Origin of the sequence: Paenibacillus fonticola DSM 21315 (assembly GCF_000381905.1) — a bacterium.
GTDB lineage: Bacteria > Bacillota > Bacilli > Paenibacillales > Paenibacillaceae > Fontibacillus > Fontibacillus fonticola.
The window spans coordinates 67,106-92,491 of the sequence record NZ_KB907273.1 but is presented as its reverse complement, the minus strand read 5'-3'; the positions used below and the strand labels follow the sequence as shown (position 1 = coordinate 92,491).

Genomic DNA, 25,386 nt, shown 5'->3' with positions numbered 1-25,386 from the left:
AACCTGTTTATTGCAGTCCATTTGGTCGAATAACGGAACCAGTGTCCGTACGCATAGCGAAACAGGCCTATTTCAACAAATAGCGGATCTCCTGTCCTTTAGCGGCTGACCATGTCTCGCGAGTCACACCGATATCTTCGGTTCCATCAGTCCCGCGAGTCACACCAATACCATCGGTCCCATCAATTCACTCTCACCAATATCACTAACTACCAAACCACCTATGAAGATAAAGGAGCTGTCCAAAAAGTCAATTTTTACTGACTTTCTGAACAGCTCCTTTTTATTGTGTATTATTTTTCTTCTAGCTTGTGCGAAGAACAAGTTGAAAAGAGAAAAGCAATTTGGTATCATTAGATCAACATCTAATTGATTATATGATTGTCTAACTTTAGGGGGGAATGTCATGAACATAGAGCAAGGCCTTAACCCGATATTAGAAACGCTCGGTTTGCTTTATACAATGCATCATCGTGAAAAGTTAAAGCAAGAAATGATCAGCGAAATTTGCGATTTAGGAATTGATGGAGAGAGCTTCTACAACGAGCATTGTGCCATTATTGAAAATTATATTTCCGCATTTGCGGAAAAGTATGTACCTCATACGGGTGAAGAGTTTCTGTTGATAAATTCCGATAAGGATTTCTTTCTGTTCCTGCTCTTTTGCCTGATTGAACATCCGCAATGGATCGAACAATTACCAGCGACAGATGAAGAGATAATAAAGCGGTTAATGCTGATACTGCAAAGATCCGCTGACCTCCCAGAAAGCCAATCGACTTTGCTGGGTGATAACATTTCGTTTATCGAGCGGCTTGGCAGCAGCGATTCAAGCAAATGGAAGTTTCTTAGCGTATTAACTAAACCGAGACATTGGCTGGCAACTTTAATAGAGATTTATAAAAGTAATTTACCGGCTTACCAATTCGCTTTTGATCACCATAAAAAATTAATAACTTCTTTAATTAAGATGCTTCCCACGAACTTAAATGATCAGTTCAAACAAGTAGTGCTGGAAATCAGTCCTGAATCCTTCATAAAAGTAACCCCAACACTTATATTTCCATTGATCGAGATAGTTGGTGAGGATTTATGTATCTATGGTTTGCTCAACAATCCGCTCTTCTTATATGGACAAGAATCTGAAAAAAATAAAGAAATTTTGTTTCAGCAGCTCAAGGCCATTAGTGACAGAAGCAGAATGGAAATATTACGTTTGTTAAGGGATACCCCAAAGTATAATTTGGAAATTGCTGAACATTTACAGCTAAGTACCGCTACCGCTTCACATCATATGAATATTTTGCTTTCTATTGGATTTGTGTCTATCAAAAAAACAGAGGGAAAGGTGTTTTATCATTTAGATCAGGATGCGATTAATAAATTCTTTCGTCATTTGCAGAATCAATTATTGTACAAGTAAGTTAGATGTTTATTGAAGAGGAGAATGAATTTTGATGGATAAAAAATTCGCTAATAAAGCAGTTGAATTCGCTGGGATGGAGCAGCTAACGGATCAATTTATGCGTAACCTGATTGGAAATGATAAAAAATCCCCTGGCGGGGTCGTTGCGATTGTCAAGGATAACCAGATTGCTTTGAAAAAAGGATACGGGTTTACTTCTAATGAAGCTAAAACTGCAGTCAACCCGGAGCGGACTCTGTTCCGTATCGGATCGGTTACGAAGACATTTACCGCAGCTGCCATCCTGCAATTGGTGCAAGATAACAAAATCGATTTGAAATCGGACATTCAAAATTATTTTGATGATATTCGTATAACTAATCCTTTTAGCAGTCCTGTCACTGTTCATCATCTGCTGACTCATACTTCCGGATTTAAATTCACTCCAGATTCTGAGCCATCCGAGGATTTGCACACAACAATTTCCTTAAAGGAATATATCAAGCAAAAGGAATTTATAGTTTTAAAAGAGCCTGGGAGCTCCTATATGTACGATAATAATGCATACAATCTGTTAGGTTATCTCATTGAGCAGGCTTCGGGGCACTCTTATGCGCATTATATGCAAGAGTATATATTCAGGCCGCTTGGAATGACGAGAACGCATTGCACTTTGCATGACTTGCATTTGGCCGACCTCGCTCATGGTTATCTTGAAGATGGTACGCCTATCGCTCCATATTCTACCGTCCCATCGGATTTGCCCGCTGGAGGGATGCTATCCACAGCTGAGGATATGGGACATTTCATGATTGCGCAGCTAAATAACGGGATATATCAGGCTAATCATGTTTGGGATAAAATATCGCTTACACAGATGCACGAATACCATTCAAGTATTCATCCAGCTTATCCCGATGCAACTTATGGGTATGAAAATTGGTTGAAAACAGGTGAAAAATACGGCAGCCATATTGTTGTAAAGGGCGGAGATATACCGGGCTACAGTTCCTTTATCGTTCTGATGCCAGAACATAAACTTGGCGTATTCATGGCATTTAATAAGCTGGTTTCGTCCGCCGAAGTGGGGCGAAGATGGAATAAATGGTTTATGAATTACTTTTTTGCGCATAAGCAATATTTAGAAACTTCAAGCGTTGTAAAAACCCCGCAGCAACAATTAAAACGATTTGAGGGAACATATACGGATCTTCGCATTTTTTTTGCCGTATCGCGCATAACAGCTTCAAACGACGGAGAAATCACGATTACAGATATTGCAGGAGAACGCGGGCTCAAGCAGATTGATGAATTGTTATTTCAGGATGGGGAGGGGGAGATTTTAGCTTTCAAAGAAGGAAAGAACGGTTCCATCGAATATTTCAAATATCGGAATCCAGTCAGTTACTCACAAAAGCATGTTTCAAGTTTTACAGATGTATCTGCCTCTTCAGCATATGCTCTCTATATTGAGTCATTGGAAGCTATGGGGATTTTAAAGGGAAAAAGCAAAATGTTTTTTAAACCGGATGATGCGATGACGCGTGCAGAGTTTGCTGTGTTAATTGCAAGAATGCTTGGCGTGGAACCCGTCGAAGATCTTTCGCCAGTCTTCCAGGATTTAAACGATCATTGGTCAAGAAGGGAGATTGAAGCCCTGGCAGCGATGGGAATCGTAGCAGGGGTAACCGGGGAGCGCTTTGATCCGGAGCGGATAATAAATAGAAGGGAAGCTGTGGATATGCTAATCTTAGCGGTTCAGACAGCGTTACCCTTCCTTATTCCTGAAAATATAGATGATATAGCACGAACCATCTGTTTAGCGGATGAACTGCTGCTAGAGAATGCTGCCCATGCTAATGTGAAAGTACTAATTGGCACGGGACTGACAGGACCCGATACTGCTGAAACGGATGAGGGAATCTTATTCCGTCCATCCGATAGCATAAGTCGTCAAGAAGCAGCGGTATGGATCTGTCAGTTAATTAAGAGATATGCCCAAATATGAAGAAGCAACGAGGCAGACTGCAAATTTTGCAGTCTGCCTTTCGTAAACGGCATTTCATTTTTATGGGGCTATAAATAGGATCCGAGCCGGGCTAGTTCCTCATAAGTCTGCCGGCTCCACTGGCTCCAAGGAATCTCGTCCGGCGGCAGGGAGGTGAGGTGAATTTGCTCCTTCGTCACCGGATGCGGACAGCCGACATAAAGCGACCATAGAGCGATTTGCTGACCCGGCTTGTTGTAGCTCTGTCCATATTTCTGGTCTCCGTAAAGGGGACAGCCGATATGGCTGAGCTGAACCCGGATTTGATGAGGGCGCCCAGTAAGCAGGGACACCTTGACCAAGGTCAGGTCCTCGCCGCTCTTGGCCGAACCGATAACTTCATAATCAAGAATCGCCTCTTTACTGCCAGGCGTTCCCTTGGCAACGACAGAGACGGTGTTCGTGCGCTCATTTTTTAATAGTGTGTTTATGAGGCGGCTTTGCCGCTGCGGAGGCGTGCCATGTACAACGGCGAGATACGTCTTATCGAAGTTGCGGCTGCGGACAGCCTCCGATAACCGGGAGGCCGCTTTCGACGTCTTCGCAAAAATCATCGCCCCGCCAACCGGCCTGTCCAGCCGGTGCACAAGCCCCAAGTAAACATTGCCCGGCTTCTGATAGCGCTCCTTGATATCCTCTTTCAGCAAAGACAGCAAATCTGGATCACCGCTCGCATCTTCCTGAGTAGGGACGTTGACAGGCTTCACGATCCCCAGCAGATGATTATCCTCGTATAATATTTCGAAATTCGACTCTGCTGGCGTACGGCCTTCGTTACCGCTCGTTAGGCTCATTTCTTAATCCTCCCAGCGGCCGAGGATGCCGCAAGGAAGGTTCAGCCCAGAATTCGTAACCGGCAAACCGATCTCCCCTGCGCTAATGGTGCCGCCATAGCGCTTCTGCACCGTCATAGACAGTATATTGTGGAGCACCGTCGGAGAAATGCCGGTCGTATAGGAATTGATCAGGAAGAAGAGCGGGTTGTCCGATAAAATGGACAGGCATGATTCCACGAACGGATATAAGCTGGTCTCCAGCTTCCACATTTCGCCGCCAGGTCCGCGGCCATAGGATGGCGGGTCCATAATAATGGCATCATAGCGGTTGCCGCGCCGCTGCTCGCGCTGTACGAATTTGAACACGTCGTCCGTTATGTAGCGGACAGGCCGCTCACTAAGTCCGGACAAGGCGGCGTTCTCCTTCGCCCATTGCACCATCCCTTTAGCGGCGTCGACATGTACGACCGCAGCGCCAGCCGAGGCTGCCGCTACCGTTGCGCCGCCGGTGTAGGCGAACAGGTTCAACACCTGAATGGGCCGTCCGGCGCGCTGTATTTTGTCCATCATCCAGCTCCAGTTGGCCGCTTGCTCCGGGAATAGGCCCGTATGCTTGAAGCTTGTAGGGCGAATATAAAATTTTAACTGCTCATACGAAATCGTCCAGCGCTCCGGGATTTGCTTCTTCATCTCCCACTGTCCGCCTCCGGAGGAGCTGCGGTGATAGTGGCCGTGCACATTTTTCCACTGGGAGGACTCGTGCTTGATCGGCCAAATAATTTGCGGGTCAGGGCGGCGCAAAATAATGTCTCCCCAACGCTCCAGCTTCTCTCCGTTTCCGGTATCGATAATTTCGTAATCTTGCCAGTTGTTTGCTACATACATTAGTTAATCCATCCTTCCAAGGCTCTATAGAGGTCGAACGTATTTCACGAAATGGCAGCCTTGCTCCACAAGGCGTTATTTACGTCTGTTAAAACCTTCGGATGTTATTGTACCTCATTATTCCATATGCATGCTACAGGTGATGTTTTTTATGATATATGAAAATATAAAAGCCGGAGCCATTCGTGAATATAACGGCATATCGATTTCAGAGAAACTCGTCAAGGCGGGCGGGGAGGCTTGGTGGTAAAAAAATAAAATATTTTAAACTTCTATTGACGTGTAAGCGCTTTTAAAATATAATAAAAACGTATTAGCAAAACGTTTTAGCAAAACGTATTAGCTAAATTTATTTGAAGGAAGAAGTAGGACATAATCGCGAATGCAGCCTAGTGGTTTGATCTTATTTTGCCGAAGCATATACAATGGATTAGAGTACACTCCAATATGATGAAAGTAATGAGGTGTTATAAGGATGGCAAGCATTAAAGAAATAGCCCAGCTTGCAAAGGTTTCGCAAGGCACGGCCTCTATGGTGTTGAACGGCAAAGGGGATAAGTACCGGATTTCCGCTGCGACCCAGTTGAAAATATTAGAAGCTGCCAGAGAGCTTAACTATCAGCCGAACATTTCAGCCAGACGACTGCGCAGTGGAGGAGAAACGGTGCTGCCGATCATTGCGCTGTTTTGGACGCTTGATACGCGGACGGCATTGGTGGGCCGCTACCTCAAAGGTTTTCAACATGCCTTAAACGAACTGGAGGATGAATATGAGCTATTGATCCAGCCATACGTCGGCACCAAGCTGCATGAAGTGAGAAGCTTAGTAACGGGGACGCGGTTCAATGGAGCGATTATTGCTAACTCTACCGAAGAAGATGACGAGTTTCTGGAGCAAGCAGATTTAAACGTTCCGATCGTACTTCACCAGCGTGAATCGGGGAAACACTCCTCCGTAAACGTGGATAGTCGAAGGAGCGGTGAGATGGTAGCGGAGAGGCTGTACAAGCGAGGCCATAAGAGGGGGGGACTGATCGTTCCGGACATATCTTCCAAAGCGATCATGCTGCGCAGGGAAGGATTTCAGGATAAAGCCGCTGAACTGGGCCTGGAAATAGATGAGGAGCATTTAATGTATGAAGACTTCTCGGAACAGGGCGGTTATGAGGCTGTCATCAGAATGAAGGAGCAATCAAGTTCACTGCCTACCGGTGTATTTGCGATCAGTGACCAGATGGCTGTTGGTGCGCTAAAGGCGTTGAATGAAATCGGGGTTCGTGTGCCGGAGGACATAGAAATCATCGGGCATGATAACGACGAAGTAACCAATTATACGATCCCTACCCTATCTACGGTTCATTTACCGGTAGAAGAAATGGCGAAAGAGAGCTTGAGAATGCTCACGGATATGATGCTGTACAAAACAAACGTTAAGGTTCATAAAATCTTCGAAACTCACATAGTGACCCGTAAATCCTGCGGGGAATGAGCAGGCATTGACTGTACGAACTCGAAAGATTGCTTTTCCTTTGTTTAACTTTTATAACTGACCGGGAGAGGACGAGGAATTGTTTTCTCCCAGGTTAGTGAAAATATTTGATTACATTATCATTCACGACCTGAAAGGGGGTGAGCGTTCATTTCGAACCGCATTAAAGTAAGCGCTTACATTTATAGTTTGACAAGCAAAGCTTAATAAATCTTATCAATCCTTAGAGGGGGATACACATGAGAATGAAGAGATGGCTTGCAAGTTTTCTTACTGTAATGTTGTTGGCTTTACCGTTGGCGGGCTGCGCTGCTGACCCGAAACCACAAGCGGCGAATTCACCGGCGGCGGCAAATGACGGCGGCAGCGGCAAGGTCGTAAATATTGATTTCTGGGGCGGCTGGACCGGCCCTGACCTGAATACGATGGAGGGTTTGGTGAACAAGTTCAACCAGGAGCAAAGCGATATTCATGTTGAATTTACTTCCCTGCAATGGACGCCGCTGTTTACCAAATTTTTGACTGAGATGAAAGGCGGAAATCCACCAGATGTCCTGGTCATGCATCCATTTGAGCTGGGGCAGTTCGTGGAGATGGGCGTCCTGGACAGCGCGCCGATTCCTGGCGTAGGCATGGAGACAGGGAACTACTCCTCCTTTGCTTGGGGCGGAACTTTCTATAAAGGGGAACAGTATGCGGTTCCGCTAGACGTCCACATGCATGGACTGTATTACAATAAGGATCTTTACAACGAAGCCGGCATTACGAATCCGCCTCTGACTGGCGAGGAACTGATCGCTATAGCCCAGAAGCTGACGATCGACAACAAAGGCAAGCGCGCTGACGAAGAGGGCTTCGACGAGAATAACATCGTGCAATACGGGCTTGGCTTTTCCATGAACCACCATGTGTTCTATCAAATTTATGCTCTATTGAACCAGCAAGGTCATAATCCTTTTACGGAAGATATGACAGCGGTTGAATTGGACGAGGACAAGATGGCGAATGCGATTGCCTTCCTGCAAGACCTTGTATTCAAATACAAAGTCGTACCTAAAGGCGAGAAATCACCTGTTGATGATTTCATGGGTGGCAAAGTAGCCATGTTCGTTGACGGACCTTGGCAAATGCCGAAGCTGGAAGAATCCAACATCCAGTGGGCCAGCTCGCCTTACCCTAAAGTGTTCGATAATTCAGCAGCTTGGGGGGCCGCCGAAATACTTACATTCCCGCTAAAGAAAAATAATGATCCTGATAAGGCCAAAGCGGCGGTTGAGTTCGTCAAATGGCTGGATAGCAACTCCGGCGAATGGGCTAAATCCGGTCAGCTACCATCCAGCAATGTTGGCATGCAGACGGCTCAAAGTATGGAAGGCAGAGAAGCTTTTATTAACAGCTTAGACAGCAGTGTCCTGCTTCCATCGCATCCGAAAGCGGCACAAATATTTTCCAGTACGGCGCCGAGCCCGATTCTGACTGCAGCTCAGGACGCCATTCTGAACAATAAAGATCCGCATGAAATTGCCAAGCAATTGAAAAAGGATATGGACAGTCTGTTGCAGGAGTAGGATATCTATTAAATCAATAGAAATGGGTGCAAAGAGACTCGATACGGCAGGGCAAGGGAAATTGGCATAGGCTTGGACTTGTCGTATCGGGTTCATGTACCTCTTAAGGAAAGTAAAATTGGCCATCGTGGTAGAAAGGTTGACGACTTCATGAAATCACAAGGAAAAGTCGCGGCGCTGTTCTTGTTGCCTTATTTGCTTGTATTCCTTGTCTTTCGCTTTGGACCGAGTGTAGCAGGGCTGTTCATCGGCTTTATGAAATGGAATATCGTTGGTGATGCGCAGTTTGCTGGATTGGCCAACTTTAAGAAGCTGTTTAATGACCCGATATTTTGGGTTTCCTTCAAAAATACATTGCTGTTTCTGCTTCTGACATTGCCGCCGCTAATTGTGTTCAGCCTCTTAATGGCCGTGTTGTTGAATCAGAAGCTGCGCTTCCGCAACGCGGTAAGAACGATTTCGATTATTCCGTACGTGTTGATTCCGGCCGTAGTCGGCATCATCTGGAACTGGCTGTATGATAACAACTTCGGTATTCTCAACTACTATTTGAAACTGATTGGCCTTGGGCCGATCGAATGGCTGACGAGCGAAAAATGGGCGCTTTTTTCCATCGCTCTCGTCACCGTATGGTCCTATCTCGGTTACAACATGATCTTGTACCTGGCTGGCTTGCAGGATATTTCCGCGGACTTGTACGAGGCGGCCAAAATTGACGGAGCTACAGGTGCTCAGGCATTTATGAGAATTACCTTACCGATGCTGAAGCCAATTACTTCGATGGTTATTACACTAACCCTAGTAAATACGATTCAAATTTTTGACCAGATTTTCGTTATGACGAACGGCGGACCGGGAACGGCTACGCTCACCTTAGTGCAATATTTATACGGAACCGCATTCCAGAACTACAATCTCGGCTACGGGTCTGTGCTTGGCATAGCGACATTGGTCATATTGATCGTATTTGTGCAAATTCAATCCAGATTGCTGAAGCTGGATGATTAGGGAGGCTTACGGCATGAAATTAAAAAACATCCTGATTTACATTGTTATGGCGTTCATCGGTGTCCTATTCCTGTTTCCTTTGCTGTGGTCTGCCATTTCATCGCTAAAGCCGGAAGCGGAAATTATGAATTATCCGCCGAAATGGATCGCTGATTTCACACTCATCAATTATAAATCCGTTCTGGCCCAGTATCCGTACACCGGCTGGATGATGAACAGCTTAATTATAACTGTATTGTCCACGTTGTTCGTGCTCGCGTTGACTACGCCTGCGGCTTATGCCTTCGGTCGGCTTAACTTCAAGGGGAAGAAGGTTATTTTTACGCTGATCGTCTCCATGCTGCTTATTCCGATTCAAGCGTACATTGTGCCTTTATTTCTGCTCGTTTCCGAATTGAAGCTGTTGAATACATTTGCGGCGCTCATTTTAGTAGCTGGTGCGAACGTCATTAGCGTGTATATTTTGACCAGCTTTTTCAAGGGAATTCCGAATGAGCTGGAGGAAGCGGCGAGAATCGATGGCTGCAAGGATTTCGGAATCTTTTGGAAGGTGATGCTGCCCTTGACGAAGCCTGCCGTCTCGACGGTAACGATCCTGATGTTCATCTCGAACTGGAACAACTTCCTGTGGCCGATGATCGCGATTCGCGCCAACGCCTTGAAGCCATTGACGGTGGGGATTGCGCAATTTATGGGCGGAGCGAACTCTACCGCTCAATTCCAGTACGGCACATCGCTTGCCGCTGCCTGTATGGCTATCATTCCGTCCGTCATCGTGTTCTTGTCTTTGCAGCGTTATTTTGTGGAGGGGATTACGAACTCAGGGATTAAGGGGTAGTGGACAAAGGCGATATGATGCCTGATTGACGGGAAACCAAAACGAGTTTTATAAGTTGACAAGGTGATAACTCAGGAGGGAAGTTCAGCATGTTCAATGAGATAACGAATGAATGGATCATGGGCCCGGATAAACCGTTTGCCAGTTGTCACGCTTCAAGTTTGGTTATGCTGCCTGGGGGGGATATTTTGGCGGTATGGTTTGCTGGAAGCAGGGAAGGCGCGGATGATAGTGCGATCTGGTGCTCCCGCAAGCCAGGCGGGAATTCAGGCGGGAATTGGTCGCAGCCGTTGAAAATTGCTGCCGGAGTGGAGGAGCCCTGCTGGAATCCGGTCCTTATGAATCTGCCGGGCGGCGAACTGCTGCTGTTCTACAAAATCGGCCGATTGATTAAGGAATGGCGAACGCTCTATAAAATTTCCAAGGATAAGGGAAGATCCTGGTCGGAGGCAAAAGAGCTGGTTCCCGGTGATCGGGGAGGCAGAGGGCCCGTACGTAATAAGGTGGTCGTTCTCGCGGATGGCACTTGGATTGCTCCGGCTTCTACCGAGGACGGAATTTGGACGTCGTTCGCGGATCGCTCGCAGGATCAGGGAATGACCTGGCAGCAGAGCGAGGATATCGGCATCGCCGGTATTCATCGGAGTGACATCCAAGCGGTAAAAAGTGATATTCCGGTGTCGGAGCAATCTTTTTATGGCCGGGGCGTCATTCAGCCTTCCGTCTGGGAGTCTAAGCCGGGTAATGTTCACATGCTGATGAGAAGCTCGGAAGGGTTTATCCATCGCAGCGATTCGCAGGATGGCGGCATCCATTGGAGTGCGGCTTATCCGACGAGCGTTCCGAACAACAATAGCGGCATGGATGTTGTCCGCATGGACGACGGGACCCTTGTGCTGTGCTGCAATCCGGTCGGAATCAATTGGGGCCCCCGCTCACCGCTCGTATTGATGGTGTCTTCCGACAATGGGTTGACCTGGACACAGGAAATCGTGCTGGAAGACGGCGAGGGGGAATTTTCGTATCCGGCGATTATCGCGCATGAAGATCGTATTTATCTGACTTATACATGGAAAAGAGACAATATCGCCTATAGAGAGTTCAGCAGAAGCTCGAAGTAATATAGGCTGGCTTCAATCGATTCCTGGAATTTTGTTAGAGGCAAAAGCCATTGGATAGCAATGGATATTAAATACATTCGTGGAGGGAACTTAGATGTTGAATCAACCGAAATCACCTATTCCGAACGGTGTGTGGCCAACGATGGTCACACCGTTTACAGAGAACGGAGAAATCGACTTTCTTGCCCAGCAACGGGCGATTGAATGGTATATCAGGCAAGGCGTTGATGGGATGTTCGCAGTTTGCCAATCGAGTGAAATGTTTCACTTAAGTTTGGAAGAAAGAGTGCAGCTGGCGTCCTTTATTAAGGAAAAGGCAGCAGGGCGTGTTCCTGTTATAGCTTCAGGGCACATATCGGATGATTTTGAAGACCAGGTTAAGGAATTAACCGCGATGGCGGCAACAGGGATCGATGCTCTCGTGCTGATCACGAACCGGCTAGCACTTGAAGATGAGTCTGACGAAGTATGGCAAAGTAATTTGGAAAAGCTGTTAAGAAAATTACCCGAGGATATTCCACTCAGCTTCTATGAGTGTCCATATCCATATAAAAGAATTATTTCCCCCGAGCTGCTCCAATGGTGCGCGAGCACGGGAAGATTCCACTTTTTGAAAGACACTAGCTGTGATACGGATAATATACGGCAGAAGCTGGAGGCCGTACAAGACAGCTCTTTGAAAATATATAATGCCAATTCAGCGACGCTTCTGGAGACGCTACGGCTAGGCATTGCGGGTTACAGCGGGGTGATGGCCAATTTCCACCCGGACTTATACGTATGGCTGCTGAATAATTGGGAGCAAGAGCCGGAGAGAGCTGAAACGCTGATCAATCTCCTCAGTATGACCTCTTTGATTGAAAAACAACTATATCCGGTCAACGCTAAGTACTATTTAATGCTGGAAGGTGTCTTTGATAACTATAACTGCCGGGTGAAGAACCATCATGACTTTACGGAAACGAACCGGCTGGAAATCCGCCAGCTGCGTCAATTGTCCAAGCAGTTATCCGAGCAATTCACTATATAGGATCAAAAAAAGGAGGCATTATTCATGAGTACACCGATGATTGTAAACCGGCTGGAGGGGGACATGCCTAAAATAGGCATTCGTCCGGTCATTGACGGACGCCGCGGCGGAATCCGTGAATCGCTGGAGGAGCCGACGATGAATTTGGCGCTCGCTTGCGCCCGCTTTCTCTCGGAAAATCTTCGTCACGCCAATGGCTTGCCTGTGGAATGCGTGGTGGCGGATACGACGATTGGCGGAGTACGGGAAGCAGCCAGCACAGCCGAGAAATTCCGCCGCGAAGGCGTGGGCGTAACCATTACGGTAACTCCCTCCTGGTGTTATCCGCTGGAGACGATCGATACCGATCCATGGATGCCGAAGGCGATATGGGGCTTTAACGGAACAGAGCGTCCGGGAGCGGTCTATTTGGCGGCCGCGCTTGCGGCGCATAATCAGAAGGGACTGCCCACGTTCAGCATCTATGGTCGAGATGTGCAGGATATTGGCGATGATACCATTCCGGAGGATGTACAGAAGAAATTGCTGAATTTCGCCAAGGCGGGGCTAGCTGTAGCTACGATTCGCGGTAAATCTTATTTATCCATGGGGACGGTGTCGATGGGCATTGCCGGATGTATCGTGGATGAAGGCTTCTTCCAGAACTACCTCGGCATGCGCAATGAGTACGTTGATATGACCGAGTTCACCCGGCGGATGGAGCGGGGCATTTACGATAAGGAAGAATATGAGCGCGCGTTGGCATGGACGAAGAAGCACTGCAAGGAAGGTGAAGACATTAACCCGCCGGAGCGTCAAAGAACGGCAGAGCAGAAGGCGGAGGATTGGGAAACGGTGGTCAAAATGGCGCTGATCGCCCGCGATCTGATGGTTGGCAATCCGAGGCTGGCGGAAATGGGTTATGGGGAAGAAGCCGAGGGGCGAAACGCCATCGCCGCTGGATTCCAAGGGCAAAGAGCTTGGACGGATCACCTGCCGACCGGGGACTTCATGGAAGCAATCCTGAGCAGCTCCTTCGATTGGAACGGCATTCGCGAGCCGTTTATGCTGGCCACCGAGAATGATAATTTGAATGCGATCACAATGCTGCTGGGGCATCAATTGACGAATGCAGCGCAAATCTTCGCCGATGTTCGTACGTATTGGAGCCCGGAAGCCGTAGAGCGGGTGACCGGCAAGCAGCTGGAAGGGCGGGCGGCAGGCGGAGTGATTCATCTGATTAACTCCGGCCCGGCTTCTTTGGATGGCACAGGCCAGCAGTCGCTGAACGGTCAGCCGGCGATGAAGCCGTTTTGGGAAATCAGCGGGGAAGAAGTTCAGAATTGCCTGGATGCGGTAGCCTGGTGCTCGGCGAAGGATTTTTTCCCGTCCGGCGGTTTTTCGACAGACTTCACGACTCGCGGAGGTATGCCGCTGACGATGGCCCGGATCAACCTGATCCACGGCATCGGCCCGGTGCTGCAAATTGCCGAGGGATATTCCGTGGAGTTGCCGGAGGACGTGCATGATGTGCTTGATCGACGCTCTGATCCGACGTGGCCGACGACATGGTTTGTGCCGAGATTGACCGGAGTGGGGGCATTCAAGGATGTGTATACTGTCATGAATCATTGGGGCTCCAACCACTGTTCTGTCAGTTATGGCCATATCGGCTCCCAACTGATTACGCTTGCTTCGATGCTCCGTATCCCGGTAAATATGCATAATGTGCCTGAGGAGGATATTTTCCGGCCAAGCGTATGGTCCGCCTTCGGCGCTGATGATCCGACCGGAGCAGATTACCGGGCGTGTGCTACCTTTGGGCCTCTGTATAAATAATGGCCACGGAGTTGCCGGCGAGGGGGCGGTGTGAGTCGAAAGAGGAGCAAGAGGAGGGGAGGAGCATGAATATGGATTTACGCTATGTGCTTGGAATTGATTATGGCACCGAGTCAGGGCGAGTTGTGCTTGTAGATGTTCGTGACGGCCGGGAGATAGCTTGGCATGCGACGCCTTATCCCCACGGCGTTATGGATGTGGAGCTTGCGGGAACCGGGATCAAACTGGGCTCAGAGTGGGCGTTGCAGCATCCTAGAGATTACGTGGACGTGCTAAGACTGTCCGTTCCCGAAGTTCTGAAGAATTCCGGGGTTCATCCGGAACAGATTGTTGGCATCGGCGTCGATTTTACTTCCAGCACGATACTTCCCGTCGATCAGTCAGGCAATCCGCTGTGTTTTACAGAGAGGTATCGCCGCGAACCTCACGCTTATGTGAAGCTGTGGAAGCATCATGCGGCCCAGCATGAGGCCAATCTGATCAATGAGCTTGCGGCTGCGAGGGCAGAGAGCTTCCTGGGACGGTATGGCGGCAAGGTATCTTCGGAATGGATGACGGCCAAAGCGCTTCAAGTGCTGCGGGAACGGCCGGATATTTATGATGCGGCAGATCGCTTTGTAGAGGCTGCGGACTGGATCGTATTTGTCATGACCGGGGTCATGAAGCGAAACAGCGGCTGTGCCGGTTATAAAGCACTATGGCATCGGAAAGAAGGTTATCCTTCCACGGATTTTTATCGCAGTCTGGATGCGCGTTTCGAAGCATTTGCCGAGACAAAACTGCGGGGAGATATCGTTACACTGGGCGAGTCGGCAGGGCTGCTTAAGGAAGAGGCGGCCTCCTTGATGGGCCTGCACCCAGGCATCGCTGTGGCCCCGGGCATCATTGATGCTCACGCGGCTGTTCCGGGTGTCGGCGCGACCGCGCCAGGTGATATGGTGCTATCCATGGGCACCTCGTTATGCCATTTACTGCTGAGCGAACAGGAAATTCAAGTGGAAGGCATTTGCGGCGTTGTGGAGGACGGTATTATACCTGGATTGTATGCGTATGAAGCGGGGCAGCCGGCCGTTGGCGATATGTTAGGCTGGTATGTGAAGCAGGGGGTGCCTGCTTATGTTGAGCGGGAAGCAGAGCAAGCGGGGGAGTCGGTCCATGAATGGCTGGAAGCCAGAGCTGCTAAGCTATGGCCGGGAGAGAGCGGATTAATCGCTCTCGATTGGTGGAACGGGAATCGTTCGAACTTGGTCAATGCCGAGCTGAGCGGCATGATTATCGGTTTGACACTGCAGTCGAGGCCGGAGGAAATCTATCGGGCTTTGCTGGAATCTGCGGCATTCGGCACACGCCATATTATCGAGGCGTTTGAAGCTGCCGGGGTCGAGGTGAAGGAGCTGTACGCCTGCGGCGGCCTGCCGCAGAAAAACAAACTGCTGATGCAGTTGTATGCGGACATTACTGGCCGGGAGATAAAAGTCGCTGCTTCGGTACAGACTCCGGCACTCGGAGCCGCGATGTTCGGAGCGGTAGCCGCCGGTTCCGCGCGTGGCGGTTATGATACGATTGAGGAAGCAGCCAAGCATATGGCTCATCTCCAAGAGAAGAGCTATTCACCGAATGCAGCGCATCAAGCGATGTATGATGAACTGTATAGGGAGTATCGTCTGCTGCATGATTATTTCGGCCGAGGCGGCAATGAAGCCATGACTAGGTTAAAGCAGCTGCAGCGGGCAGCCTGTACAAAATGCTGATTTTTTTAGATGAATCGTCAGGTAATCGTATGAGAGCGAAACATCATCCGGGAGAAGAAGGAAGGAAAACTTATGATACTAGGTGATATTAGAAACCTGGATCAAGAGAAGCATTTATACCCTTCCGCTGTGCGAAGAGGGCTGGAGTACATTAAACTGCATCGGTTAGAGGATGCTCCGCTCGGTAAATATGAGCTGGAAAGTGGACAGATGTTTGCCATTGTCCAGGAGTACGCCACGCAGCCGATTAGCAGTCAGCAGTACGAATCTCACTACAGCTATATAGACATTCAGTATGTGGTGAGCGGTACGGAACGGATTGGCTGGAGGCGATATGATGATCACCTAAAGATAAGTGTCAATCGTTTGTGCGAGGAAGATATACAATTTTATGAGGACAGCTGCAGCATAAGTGAGGCAGAAAGTTTGCCCGGTGCGGGACAAGCAGGAGGCAGCGACTTGATTATGGAACCGGGGATGTTCGCTGTGTTCTACCCAACGGATTTGCATCGCCCATGCGGACATGTGCATGGAGAGAGCAGCATTCGCAAAATCGTCATTAAAATTCACCGAAGTCTCGTCGGGATGTAGAGCTGTGTTCCAACCTATGAATATGAAAAATGAACGACACCGTTGTGAAGTCACTGCTTCACGAGGCAGTCGTTCATTTTGCTTTTATTCCTACTGCGAGTTTGCTATTAAAACGTTATTGTTGAAAAGGTTCTACTTTGTAATAGTCCTGCACTTCTTGCATGACGAACCCGGCGTTCTCATAGAGCTTGCGGGCGCTCGGGTTATCCAGTGCCACTTCCAGCCAAATGTCATGGCCGAGCTTGCGCTCCCGGTCGATCACTTGCCGCAAGGCGTATCCGCCAATTCCCTGACCTCGATAAGGGGCGAGGATGGCAAAACCATAAATCCAGCTCTCCTTTTGGTGACGGGACACTCTGATTTTTCCCGTGGGAATCCCGTCCAGTTCAATTATGTCATAGGAGGAGTTATGTTCCTCTGCGGTTTCATCATGTAATCGAGCGGCATCCTCTGGCCGAAGATTAAATCCTTCAACATCCAGGCGGATTAAAGTCTCTCTATCTGCCATTGAACCGGAAGCCTTGCGCAAGGATACAGCATCGCCGCTACCGTGCTGGTTCACTGTGAGGAAATCTGTGGATGAATCGTATTTCATTTGGTATTCCGAGAAAGCATACGAGCAAGGCATCGATTTAAGAAACTGCACTCCGCTATCGGAAGCCGCGGGCGTGTTCAGTAATATTTCCTCGTAATCCTTAAGCTTATTGTTTGTTAGCGTTTGAAGGAGAAGTGAAGTAAAGTGACCTTGCCTTCTGTAATCAGGGTGCACCATGCCGCACAGTTCTATTTTTCCGCCAAAATCGTAAACTCCCAGAAAGGCAATCAGCTTCCCGTCCATATACATGAATAAGTCCTGCTTATCGTTCTCTTTCCGGTCGCGCAAGGTGTCCCAGTTTAGCTTCAAAGAGAATCCTCCAAGCTCCTCACAAAGCCGTTGCAGCTCGGCGACCTCTTCCCATTTGCGGTTCTTGGTCATCTTTAACTTCACCATCCCATCCTATAATGAAAGGAAATAATATCATTGTACTAACTTGACAAGTTTAATGCAGCGAGTTAGTTTTGTAAATATTGTACTCAAGAATTATTTTGGCTGGTCGAAGTTTAGTATGGATGGGAGGCCCTTTAGATGAATGAAGTGAATCGATTCGACAATCAGAATCATGTGATTGCGATGCATAATGTCAGCTGGCGGCGCGACGGAAAAACTGTGCTCGAGGGGATAGATTGGCAGGCAGCTAAGGGAGAAAACTGGGCACTGTTCGGATTAAATGGTTCCGGGAAGACGACGCTGCTTAATATGATCAACGGATATATTTGGCCGACTACGGGAACAATTTCTGTCCTCGGGCATAAATATGGGGAAGTGGACGTCAGGGAGATGCGCAAATCGATCGGCTGGGTCAGCTCATCGCTGCAGCAAAGAATTCATGCTTCCGAGAAGGTGCAGGATTTGGTCGTAAGCGGCAAGTTTGCCTCAATTGGACTATACGAGAAGCCGGCCAGCGAGGATTTTGACCGTGCTGAAATGTTAATGCGCCAGCTAGGATGCGGGCATTTGCTGGACCGGATGTACCAGACCTGTTCCCAGGGTGAACAGCAGAAACTGCTGATTGCCCGGGCGCTAATGGCTGAGCCCAAACTGCTCATATTGGACGAGGCTGCAAACGGGCTCGATTTTATTTCGAAAGAAGGGCTGCTGGACAGCATCCAGGAGTTAGCGCTGCAGCCGGATGCTCCGCATATGATTTACGTTACCCACCATACTGAGGAAATTGTTCCTGCGTTCACGAAGACGCTGCTGCTGCGGCGCGGACAGGTGTTCAGACAAGGAAATACAGCAGACATGTTTAGTGGTGAAACCTTGACTGATTTTTTTGAACTGCCGGTCGAAGTAAGCTGGAGGGGAAACCGGGCCTGGCTTTCAAAAAAATAAATACGATGAGTTGCTGCTTTTTAATTCGTTAATTTGTTACCTTTTGCATTGTGATGCGTATTACATTGAAACAACGCTAAGCTACTTGGCAAGCGATATACACATGTGGAGGGGATTTATATGGAAGCAGTACCGAACAAACCGAAAAAAAATACGGGTTACAAAGGAGCAGCAGCCATCGTTGTGCTTATTGTTTTGGCGATCGTGGGGATGAACAGTGTTACCCAGGTGCAGTATGGTCATGTTGGATTATACAAGACGTTTGGCAAGCTGAACGATAACATTTTAGCGCCGGGCATTCATCTCAAAATTCCATTTATACAGACCGTGATCCAAGTGAATACACAGGTGACGAAGACCGAGACAGATACAACGGCATCGTCCAAGGATTTACAGCCTGTCTCCACGCATGTCGTCGTCAACTATTCCGTAAATAAGGAGTCAGCCTATAATTTGATGAATAACGTCGGGGGGGCGTACGACTCGGTCATTATTAATCCGGCAGTGCAGGAAGTGGTGAAGGAAGTTACCGCCCGGTACCCGGCGGAGGACCTGATTGCGAAGCGGGATGTCGTAGCGGGTGAAATCAGTGAGCACTTAACGGTAAGAATGGCCAAGTATGATCTGATCGTCAATGAAGTGAACATTGTTAACTTCAAATTCTCCGAAGCATTTGATACATCGATCGAAGCGAAACAGGTAGCCCAACAGCAAGCGCTCAAAGCCGAGAACGATCTGAAGCGGATCGAGATCGAAGCAAAGCAGAAAATTGCCCAAGCGCAGGCCGAGGCTGAATCGCTTAAGCTGAAGAAGCAGGAAGTGACGCCAGAGCTCGTGCAACTGAAGCAGATTGAAGTGCAGGAGAAGGCGCTTGAGAAATGGGATGGCCGTTTGCCTGCGGTGTCGGGGGGAGCTACTCCGTTCATCGATATCCAATCTTTTACGAATCAACAGCAGTAATTCTGTGACTTTGCGTTTACTACGAAACCGTCAAGCTGTGGCTTGATGGTTTTTGCTTATATTCTAAAGAATGATGGGGTATACGGATTGGTTCATCAGTACATTCGGGCGTCCTGCCTTTACGCCGGAAATCGGCATCAAGACGGGGGGAGACGCACTTGCCGCTGTCCGCTTTTGCCGAGGAGTGGAAGCGAAATAATGGGATCGGCCTATGGCTTGCTGATGAGGGTTACAGACTGTGGCTGAACAGCAATCGCAACCGGGCCGAGCGGCCATCTGACCGGACAGCAGAGAAGGGCAGACTTGCTCCGATGGTCGTTCAGGCCAGTAAAAGTGGGATCACTGGTATCTGGTCATGACACCGATTGGCGAGTACTGGATAGAGTGGGCGAACTAGCCGGTAGGTTTATGCAAATTTTATTGGATGAGAGGTGCTTAAGCGAAATGCTTAAGCATTTTTCGTTTTATTTTTGCGGGATTTTATTCCGTTTGCGGTCCAGTAGATCACTGGAATTACAAATTCAGTAAAGATGAGAAGTGGCGGAAGCCCCTCGAGCAGCAAGAAATTTACTTCGATCTGGGAGCGAACGATCAGCATGGATAGAATGCAGGAAAAGGCTGTAAACGAAAGGGCCAGCGGTTTGTGATCCGGCAGTTTCACTAGCAGGGATATGGCGTAGACGGCGATGAATATCATAAAGGAGACCTTAATAAACAGACTGGTCAGCCACAGAATGATTAAAATAGGGTCCAATGTTTCCACAAATGCCCCAGTACGCAGGGAACGAACGAGATCCAGGTCGGGATAAGTCAGATTAGACGCCAGCTGCGGACCTAGAATAATCAGGATCGGGATGATATGAGACAGAATAATAACGGTCGCAGACAAGGTTGTAATTGCCACTGTTCGATAGACCTTTTTGGGTGTCTTAATGTAAGGCATAATTAGAAACAGGAAAGCAAACTCCCCAAAAATAGCAACACAATCATAAACGGTCTTCCCGATCTCCTTTAAATCCAAATGGTTAATCAGAGCGGGAAGCACTTCAATGCGCATGGCTTGCGTCACCATGAGAGGAGTACCGACAAAACCTAGAATACTAACAACAAAAATGCCCAGAGCGGCCCGGAAAATAGTCGTGACTCCAGAACGTACACAGTAGGCTACGCAGGACCCGAACATCAGAGCGATCAGCCATGATGGAGTTCCCGGCAAGTAAACCTGAATGAGAAAATCCTCAAGTTCGCGAAGATTGAGCGCGGCGAGGAGCAGATTCATAACGGCAATCACCAGAATAAAAAAAGCATGCGGCACTTTGCCCACAATGCTGCTGCCGTATTGGATGATCGTCTCGTTAGGACGAATTACGGTGACTCTGTAGGCAGGATACAGAAGAAGGATACTGACCAAGCCTGCAATAATGATGCTTACCGGTGTGGAGTAGTGGCTGTTCTGGATGTACAGTCCCGATAAGAAGGCGATAGTCACCGTAAAAATATACAGATTATACATAGAAAATATTTGCAGCCTGGTAATCTTATCCATTTATTGTTTCCTCCCGAGGTCCTTGCAGCATGTTAAAGCCATTGGCCCAAAAAACGGTATAGCCTGTGCAGGGCTTCTTCAAAATTCCAGTAATCCTTAACTAGGAAATAAACCTCCAGCAAAATGAGCAATATGGCCATTATGGTAATAAGCCGCCATAGCTTGGCGGTGCCATCATGGCGCTTGCGCCAATCGAACCATTCATACAGCGCAATTAGAACAAAAACAAGGGCAATCACAATCATGTGCCTTCTCCCCATTCCGTTCTGATTGATCTATAAGCTTCACCGGTTCCTCGAATTCTAATTTTTACTGCAGTTTCTATGTCCAGCCCTTTGGCGTAAAATTCATTCCAGTTCGATTGATACTTATCCCAAATGCCAGGATACTTCCATTTAATGTAATTTCCCAATTGGAAAACATCAGCTTTGGCGGTGCACGTCTTGTTAATCAGATTCATGATCCGGCTTTTAATTTCCCGGTTCAGCTCTTTTTGCAGCAAAATAAGCTGTTCATCGTTCTGAAGATCAAGCTTGGAGTCAGAGGCTTGGACCGATGCTGTTCCTCTGGTTTCCAAGCGGATTTCGGGTGTATCATCCCTGACTTTTGCTTTAAACTTCGTGGTGATGTCTTCCAAGTTGAAAGTGATCTCTTTCCCATCGGTAGGCGACTCTACGCGAACCGTCAGTTCGTGGATGTTGGAATAGAGCAATAAGGCGGTTTGCATCTCTGCCTTATTTAACTGCTGGCCGATCATTTTTCCTTTTACAAACATAGCCGCTCCGTCAACGCCGAGCCAAACTTGGCTTTTCTCCTTCTTGGCTATTGTTTCCGGGGCTTTACTGAGAGACAGCATAGGTATCAGGATATCCCCCGAGCCATACCTGGCAAGAAGAACGTCTCTAAGCGTGGCATCGATGGTCATCCGATGGGTAATATAGGAAGTTAGAATGACTGAGACGAAGCGCTCGAATGTCGTTGGGGTTTCCACCAGTTCCAGCACTTTTCCCGGAGTTACGAATAGATTGGCGCTAATATGAAAGGTGATACGCCGGCTGATAAATTCCAATATCGGATCGAGGCCATGCTTCGCCAGCGCGCTGCCGATGATGAGTAACCGCGTTTGCCCAAAGGTAATTCTTCTTGATAAATCATTTTGAATGTCCTGCAAGGCTTGCGGCAGAGTTGGCCCTGTTTTCGTAACAAAGGCGAAAGGTTCCCTGCTAGAGCCGCCAGACCCGCCGACATCTCCGGGAATCATGCGGTTCGGGAGGGGGAAGCCGAGAGTCAGTTCGAATTCTCCATCATCCGTTAGATCAACCAATATCAGACTAACGAACGCCCGGTCATTGAGCTCTACCGAGGACCAGCAGCCGCTTGTTGTCATGACGATAATCATGGATAGTATGGTAAGAAACGCTCTGCTCTTCAGCTTGTTCAAGACGTCACTCCTCCTTTTGTTTCACCCAGCCGCGGGGATTTTTCTTCTGGCGTTTTTCATTATGGGTTAAGGCTACAGGGCGTTGCTGCATCGCCCACCATGGGGCGCGGAATAATGTATCGTTCAAATCCGCTTTGGCTAATGGCGTGAGCGGGTACAAATAAGGTAGTCCGAATGATTTGAGGTTTAGCAGATGGATATAAATAATGATCAGCCCGCAGGTAATGCCGAACAAGCCTAGCATCGAGGCTAAAGCCATGATCGGGAAGCGGAGCAGCCTGATCGTCAATCCAAGGTCGAAGTGCGGAATAATAAAGGAAGCAATTCCGGTAAGCGAGACAATGATAACCATGGCTGCCGAGACGATTCCTGCTTGCACTGCGGCCGTACCAATGATCAGCGCGCCAATAATCGACACAGCCTGTCCGATCGATTTCGGAATGCGAATGGAGGCTTCCCGCAGCGCTTCGAAGGACAGCTCCATAATAAACGCTTCGACAAAGGCGGGAAAGGGCACGATTTCTCTTGCCGAAGCGACAGTCATCAACAGCTTGAAAGGAATCATTTCCGGGTGAAACGTAGTAATGGCAATGTACAAAGAAGGCAGCAGCAGGGAAACAAAAAGAAACAAGAAACGGATCCAGCGAATCCAGGTGGCGGCGATATATCGCTGAAAATAATCTTCCGAAGTCTGCATCAGCATAGTTAGTGTGACCGGAACAAGAATCGCGGAGGGAGTCCCATCGACGATAATCGCTATACGTCCCTCCAGCAGCGATGCGCTGACGATATCAGGCCGCTCCGTATATTCAACCTGCGGAAATGGAGAGTAAGGCGAGTCCTCGATGGTCTCCTCGAAGGTCGAGGATCCTAAAACGGCATCAATATCGAGATAGGACAGTCTTCGCTTGAGTTCCTTAACCAGCTCTGGCTTGCAGATCCCTTCAATATAGGCGATGACGAATCTCGTTTTCGTCTCGGTGCCGAGGCTATGCTCTTCCATCTTAAAATTTTTGCTCTTCAATCTTCTGCGCAGCAGCGATAGATTCGTATCCAGACTCTCATTAAAGGATTCCCTCGGTCCGCGGATGACCGATTCGTTCGGCGCTTCTTCGATCGCCCGTGTAGTTAAGGCAGATACGGAAGGGAAAGTCATGATTCGGGGCTCTCCCTCAATAATGAGGACCACTCCAAAGCCAAGGACGGTGGTAATAGCCTCGTTCGTCTCGGTGACAATTTTGATTTCGGAGACGGATATCGCTTGGTCGTCAAACAGGTACCGAATCAGGTCGCTGTCCTCTGATCCGCTATAATCCAGCAGGCTGCGGAGAATAACCTCTTGAATCGTCGTCTGGTCTGCCGTGCTCCTCAAGTAGACCAAGGTACAATGATTGCCTGTTTTAATCTTGAAGTGGCGAAAGACGATATCCGAACAATTCTCAAGCTGCTGCTTCATCCATGGCACGCGGTCATCCCGCTGCTCTACGCTAATGGAAGGAGAAGCTTCGCTATCTGAAGTCAAATTTGCAGGTAATGCCTTGTGTACATGCTTTGGGAATTGAACGGGGCTGTTATTTTTGCGTTGTCTCCGCAGCAGTCTTAACCAGAATGACATAGGCTTGGCTCCTCCTTATTGGGATATGCAGGTAATATAAAGATTTGCTTAATGCTGAATTTTTATTCCGCACCGCCCTTGCAAACTGTTATTATAATTAAGGAAGATGTTCAGCGGACAAGCCCTGAAGGTCATGAACCATTACATTTCTTTCATTGAGGATTCCGAAATCAAGAGCCTGAAAGGACTGGGGGAGCCAGATTAGATTGAAGGTATATATGAGAATGTCCTATCAGCAAACCAAATGGTTAATCCAGGCCATTTCTACGATGACGATCGTGACGATTCAAAATCAACGGATAACTTGACGAGTATTGTCGTAAGACATATAATGAGAACGATTATCAGTATCATTGATGAATTGTGGGAGGAATATATTTTGCGTGGGTGCAGATTCAGTTTAGTGAATGTACATATGATGATGTCAGGCGTGCGAACCGCCTGCGGTTCAAACACGGGGAGAGAGCGGGAGAGCTTCATATGACGGAAATGTTAGAAACTACGCAGACCGAGAGAAATCTGCATCTGCGAAAGACACGATCACGGCCGCTAGTCGTCACTTTGATCTTGTTCGGGGGGATCGCTGCATTAGTTTTCGGAATTGCGCTGTCCGTCTCCTTCGGCGCGGCGGATATTCAATTCCTTACGGTATGGGAAGCCGTGTTTCGCTACAATCCAGAGCTGACCCAGCACCAAATTATACAGGAGATACGCCTGCCCCGCGTGCTTGGCGGAGCATTGGTTGGCGCGGGCTTCGCTGTTGCGGGCGCGCTGATGCAAGGAATGACACGTAATCCGATGGCGGATTCCGGGCTGCTCGGACTAAATGCAGGAGCGGGCTTTATGCTGGCTGTATGCTTTGCTTTTTTACCGGGACTGCCGTTTAATATGCTTCTTTTGTACGCTTTTCTAGGAGCAGCCGCTGGCGCCGGGCTTGTATTCGGAATCAGCTCCATGGCTAAGGGGGGGATGAGTCCGGTTCGTCTCGTGCTTGCCGGGGCGGCTGTCAATGCTTTACTCATAGCTTTAAGCGAAGGCATTGCCCTCTTGTTTCGTGTCGGGCAGGATTTGGCATTTTGGTACGCAGGCGGTGTAGCAGGTACAAAATGGTTTCAACTTAAAATTATGTTTCCTTGGATGGGGGGCGCTATCATCGGTGCGATGATACTCTCCAGATCGATTACGATGCTGAGCCTCGGCGAGGAGGTTGCTGTGGGACTGGGGCAACGGACTAAACTGGTTAAGCTGGCGGGGACTGTGATCGTGCTAATTTTGGCCGGTTCTGCGGTCGCCGTAGTCGGTTCCGTCGGATTCATTGGCTTGATCATTCCCCATTTGACGCGATTTCTCGTCGGCGTCGATTATCGATCAATCATCCCGTGCTCGGCTATACTCGGCAGCTTGCTGGTCGTTTTCGCCGATTTGGCAGCAAGGATGATTAATCCTCCGTATGAAACGCCGATCGGGGCGCTCATCGCACTGATCGGCGTGCCGTTCTTTCTCTATCTCGCACGCAAAGAGAGGAGGGAGCTATAGGTGGAACCTTTGCAGGCTGCAAGCGCAA

At 48.5% G+C, this 25,386-nt stretch carries 22 protein-coding genes; 15 read left to right on the top strand and 7 right to left on the bottom strand.

The features are described from left to right. Positions 1 to 406 precede the first annotated feature (406 nt). Together G358_RS0123925 and G358_RS0123920 are read left to right on the top strand one after the other, a co-directional pair. A complete protein-coding gene (locus tag G358_RS0123925) occupies positions 407 to 1,423 on the top strand; it encodes an ArsR/SmtB family transcription factor (RefSeq protein ID WP_019639794.1) in 1,017 nt (338 codons plus the stop codon). Between the two features lie 34 nt (positions 1,424 to 1,457). Further along, on the top strand, positions 1,458 to 3,413 hold the full coding sequence (locus G358_RS0123920; protein WP_019639793.1) for a serine hydrolase domain-containing protein: 1,956 nt from the start codon (positions 1,458 to 1,460) through the stop codon (positions 3,411 to 3,413). 68 nt (positions 3,414 to 3,481) lie between these two features. Here G358_RS0123920 and G358_RS0123915 read toward each other — a convergent pair whose 3' ends face one another. Together G358_RS0123915 and G358_RS0123910 are read right to left on the bottom strand one after the other, a co-directional pair. Next, positions 3,482 to 4,246, bottom strand: coding sequence for an RluA family pseudouridine synthase (locus tag G358_RS0123915; RefSeq protein ID WP_019639792.1), 765 nt, complete (start codon positions 4,244 to 4,246; stop codon positions 3,482 to 3,484). A gap of 3 nt (positions 4,247 to 4,249) precedes the next feature. Then, entirely contained in the window at positions 4,250 to 5,113 is an 864-nt protein-coding gene (locus G358_RS0123910) for a class I SAM-dependent methyltransferase (RefSeq protein ID WP_019639791.1), read from the bottom strand. Positions 5,114 to 5,588: 475 nt separating this feature from the next. On the opposite strand from G358_RS0123910, the gene G358_RS0123900 reads away from it, so the two are divergent. The 9 genes from G358_RS0123900 (at position 5,589) to G358_RS0123860 (ending at position 16,327) form a co-directional block, all read left to right on the top strand. Next, complete coding sequence (locus tag G358_RS0123900; protein WP_019639789.1) at positions 5,589 to 6,602, top strand: LacI family DNA-binding transcriptional regulator; 1,014 nt, start codon at positions 5,589 to 5,591, stop codon at positions 6,600 to 6,602. A 239-nt stretch (positions 6,603 to 6,841) separates the two neighbouring features. Further along, entirely contained in the window at positions 6,842 to 8,170 is a 1,329-nt protein-coding gene (locus G358_RS0123895) for an ABC transporter substrate-binding protein (RefSeq protein ID WP_019639788.1), read from the top strand. A 150-nt stretch (positions 8,171 to 8,320) separates the two neighbouring features. Beyond that, positions 8,321 to 9,178, top strand: coding sequence for a carbohydrate ABC transporter permease (locus G358_RS0123890; RefSeq protein WP_019639787.1), 858 nt, complete (start codon positions 8,321 to 8,323; stop codon positions 9,176 to 9,178). Between the two features lie 13 nt (positions 9,179 to 9,191). Beyond that, positions 9,192 to 10,016 carry a carbohydrate ABC transporter permease gene (locus tag G358_RS0123885; protein WP_019639786.1) on the top strand — a complete coding sequence of 275 codons (825 nt, stop codon included), beginning with the start codon at positions 9,192 to 9,194 and terminating at the stop codon, positions 10,014 to 10,016. 89 nt (positions 10,017 to 10,105) lie between these two features. Then, positions 10,106 to 11,137 (top strand): sialidase family protein, encoded by a 1,032-nt coding sequence (locus tag G358_RS0123880; RefSeq protein WP_019639785.1) that lies wholly within the window; start codon positions 10,106 to 10,108, stop codon positions 11,135 to 11,137. 94 nt (positions 11,138 to 11,231) lie between these two features. Next, on the top strand, positions 11,232 to 12,167 hold the full coding sequence (locus G358_RS0123875; protein ID WP_019639784.1) for a dihydrodipicolinate synthase family protein: 936 nt from the start codon (positions 11,232 to 11,234) through the stop codon (positions 12,165 to 12,167). Positions 12,168 to 12,191: 24 nt separating this feature from the next. Then, on the top strand, positions 12,192 to 13,985 hold the full coding sequence (locus G358_RS0123870) for an L-fucose isomerase (protein ID WP_019639783.1): 1,794 nt from the start codon (positions 12,192 to 12,194) through the stop codon (positions 13,983 to 13,985). Positions 13,986 to 14,056: 71 nt separating this feature from the next. Next, the gene (locus G358_RS0123865; protein WP_026342440.1) at positions 14,057 to 15,736 is read left to right on the top strand and encodes a ribulokinase; all 1,680 of its coding nucleotides are present in this window, start codon (positions 14,057 to 14,059) and stop codon (positions 15,734 to 15,736) included. A gap of 72 nt (positions 15,737 to 15,808) precedes the next feature. Further along, a complete protein-coding gene (locus G358_RS0123860) occupies positions 15,809 to 16,327 on the top strand; it encodes a NanQ anomerase/TabA/YiaL family protein (protein ID WP_019639781.1) in 519 nt (172 codons plus the stop codon). Positions 16,328 to 16,442: 115 nt separating this feature from the next. Here G358_RS0123860 and G358_RS0123855 read toward each other — a convergent pair whose 3' ends face one another. Next, complete coding sequence (locus tag G358_RS0123855; protein WP_019639780.1) at positions 16,443 to 17,303, bottom strand: GNAT family N-acetyltransferase; 861 nt, start codon at positions 17,301 to 17,303, stop codon at positions 16,443 to 16,445. 150 nt (positions 17,304 to 17,453) lie between these two features. On the opposite strand from G358_RS0123855, the gene G358_RS0123850 reads away from it, so the two are divergent. The 3 genes from G358_RS0123850 (at position 17,454) to G358_RS33725 (ending at position 19,579) form a co-directional block, all read left to right on the top strand. After that, positions 17,454 to 18,260 carry an ABC transporter ATP-binding protein gene (locus G358_RS0123850; protein ID WP_019639779.1) on the top strand — a complete coding sequence of 269 codons (807 nt, stop codon included), beginning with the start codon at positions 17,454 to 17,456 and terminating at the stop codon, positions 18,258 to 18,260. A 120-nt stretch (positions 18,261 to 18,380) separates the two neighbouring features. Then, the gene (locus tag G358_RS0123845; protein ID WP_019639778.1) at positions 18,381 to 19,220 is read left to right on the top strand and encodes a prohibitin family protein; all 840 of its coding nucleotides are present in this window, start codon (positions 18,381 to 18,383) and stop codon (positions 19,218 to 19,220) included. 158 nt (positions 19,221 to 19,378) lie between these two features. Continuing rightward, positions 19,379 to 19,579 (top strand): hypothetical protein, encoded by a 201-nt coding sequence (locus tag G358_RS33725; protein WP_019639777.1) that lies wholly within the window; start codon positions 19,379 to 19,381, stop codon positions 19,577 to 19,579. An 89-nt stretch (positions 19,580 to 19,668) separates the two neighbouring features. Here G358_RS33725 and G358_RS0123835 read toward each other — a convergent pair whose 3' ends face one another. The 4 genes from G358_RS0123835 to G358_RS0123820 are packed head-to-tail and all read right to left on the bottom strand — an operon-like array spanning position 19,669 to position 23,822. After that, a complete protein-coding gene (locus tag G358_RS0123835; RefSeq protein ID WP_019639776.1) occupies positions 19,669 to 20,766 on the bottom strand; it encodes a GerAB/ArcD/ProY family transporter in 1,098 nt (365 codons plus the stop codon). A gap of 32 nt (positions 20,767 to 20,798) precedes the next feature. Then, a complete protein-coding gene (locus tag G358_RS0123830; protein WP_019639775.1) occupies positions 20,799 to 21,011 on the bottom strand; it encodes a hypothetical protein in 213 nt (70 codons plus the stop codon). Continuing rightward, the gene (locus G358_RS0123825; protein ID WP_019639774.1) at positions 21,008 to 22,207 is read right to left on the bottom strand and encodes a Ger(x)C family spore germination protein; all 1,200 of its coding nucleotides are present in this window, start codon (positions 22,205 to 22,207) and stop codon (positions 21,008 to 21,010) included. Before G358_RS0123825 ends, G358_RS0123830 begins: the two co-directional genes overlap by 4 nt. Before the next feature lie 4 nt (positions 22,208 to 22,211). Continuing rightward, positions 22,212 to 23,822 (bottom strand): spore germination protein, encoded by a 1,611-nt coding sequence (locus tag G358_RS0123820; protein ID WP_019639773.1) that lies wholly within the window; start codon positions 23,820 to 23,822, stop codon positions 22,212 to 22,214. Positions 23,823 to 24,302: 480 nt separating this feature from the next. On the opposite strand from G358_RS0123820, the gene G358_RS0123810 reads away from it, so the two are divergent. Beyond that, positions 24,303 to 25,358 (top strand): FecCD family ABC transporter permease, encoded by a 1,056-nt coding sequence (locus G358_RS0123810; protein WP_019639771.1) that lies wholly within the window; start codon positions 24,303 to 24,305, stop codon positions 25,356 to 25,358. Positions 25,359 to 25,386 lie beyond the last annotated feature (28 nt).

Coding starts and splice junctions, on each gene's coding strand:
- G358_RS0123910 (WP_019639791.1), bottom strand. CDS start 5,113: ATGTATGTAGCAAACAACTGGCAAGATTACGAAATTATCGATACCGGA.
- G358_RS0123865 (WP_026342440.1), top strand. CDS start 14,057: ATGGATTTACGCTATGTGCTTGGAATTGATTATGGCACCGAGTCAGGG.
- G358_RS0123845 (WP_019639778.1), top strand. CDS start 18,381: ATGGAAGCAGTACCGAACAAACCGAAAAAAAATACGGGTTACAAAGGA.
- G358_RS0123835 (WP_019639776.1), bottom strand. CDS start 20,766: ATGGATAAGATTACCAGGCTGCAAATATTTTCTATGTATAATCTGTAT.
- G358_RS0123890 (WP_019639787.1), top strand. CDS start 8,321: ATGAAATCACAAGGAAAAGTCGCGGCGCTGTTCTTGTTGCCTTATTTG.
- G358_RS0123850 (WP_019639779.1), top strand. CDS start 17,454: ATGAATGAAGTGAATCGATTCGACAATCAGAATCATGTGATTGCGATG.
- G358_RS0123925 (WP_019639794.1), top strand. CDS start 407: ATGAACATAGAGCAAGGCCTTAACCCGATATTAGAAACGCTCGGTTTG.
- G358_RS0123880 (WP_019639785.1), top strand. CDS start 10,106: ATGTTCAATGAGATAACGAATGAATGGATCATGGGCCCGGATAAACCG.
- G358_RS0123810 (WP_019639771.1), top strand. CDS start 24,303: ATGACGGAAATGTTAGAAACTACGCAGACCGAGAGAAATCTGCATCTG.
- G358_RS0123895 (WP_019639788.1), top strand. CDS start 6,842: ATGAGAATGAAGAGATGGCTTGCAAGTTTTCTTACTGTAATGTTGTTG.
- G358_RS0123885 (WP_019639786.1), top strand. CDS start 9,192: ATGAAATTAAAAAACATCCTGATTTACATTGTTATGGCGTTCATCGGT.
- G358_RS0123920 (WP_019639793.1), top strand. CDS start 1,458: ATGGATAAAAAATTCGCTAATAAAGCAGTTGAATTCGCTGGGATGGAG.
- G358_RS0123830 (WP_019639775.1), bottom strand. CDS start 21,011: ATGATTGTGATTGCCCTTGTTTTTGTTCTAATTGCGCTGTATGAATGG.
- G358_RS0123875 (WP_019639784.1), top strand. CDS start 11,232: ATGTTGAATCAACCGAAATCACCTATTCCGAACGGTGTGTGGCCAACG.
- G358_RS0123870 (WP_019639783.1), top strand. CDS start 12,192: ATGAGTACACCGATGATTGTAAACCGGCTGGAGGGGGACATGCCTAAA.
- G358_RS0123855 (WP_019639780.1), bottom strand. CDS start 17,303: ATGACCAAGAACCGCAAATGGGAAGAGGTCGCCGAGCTGCAACGGCTT.
- G358_RS0123900 (WP_019639789.1), top strand. CDS start 5,589: ATGGCAAGCATTAAAGAAATAGCCCAGCTTGCAAAGGTTTCGCAAGGC.
- G358_RS0123860 (WP_019639781.1), top strand. CDS start 15,809: ATGATACTAGGTGATATTAGAAACCTGGATCAAGAGAAGCATTTATAC.
- G358_RS0123915 (WP_019639792.1), bottom strand. CDS start 4,246: ATGAGCCTAACGAGCGGTAACGAAGGCCGTACGCCAGCAGAGTCGAAT.
- G358_RS0123820 (WP_019639773.1), bottom strand. CDS start 23,822: ATGTCATTCTGGTTAAGACTGCTGCGGAGACAACGCAAAAATAACAGC.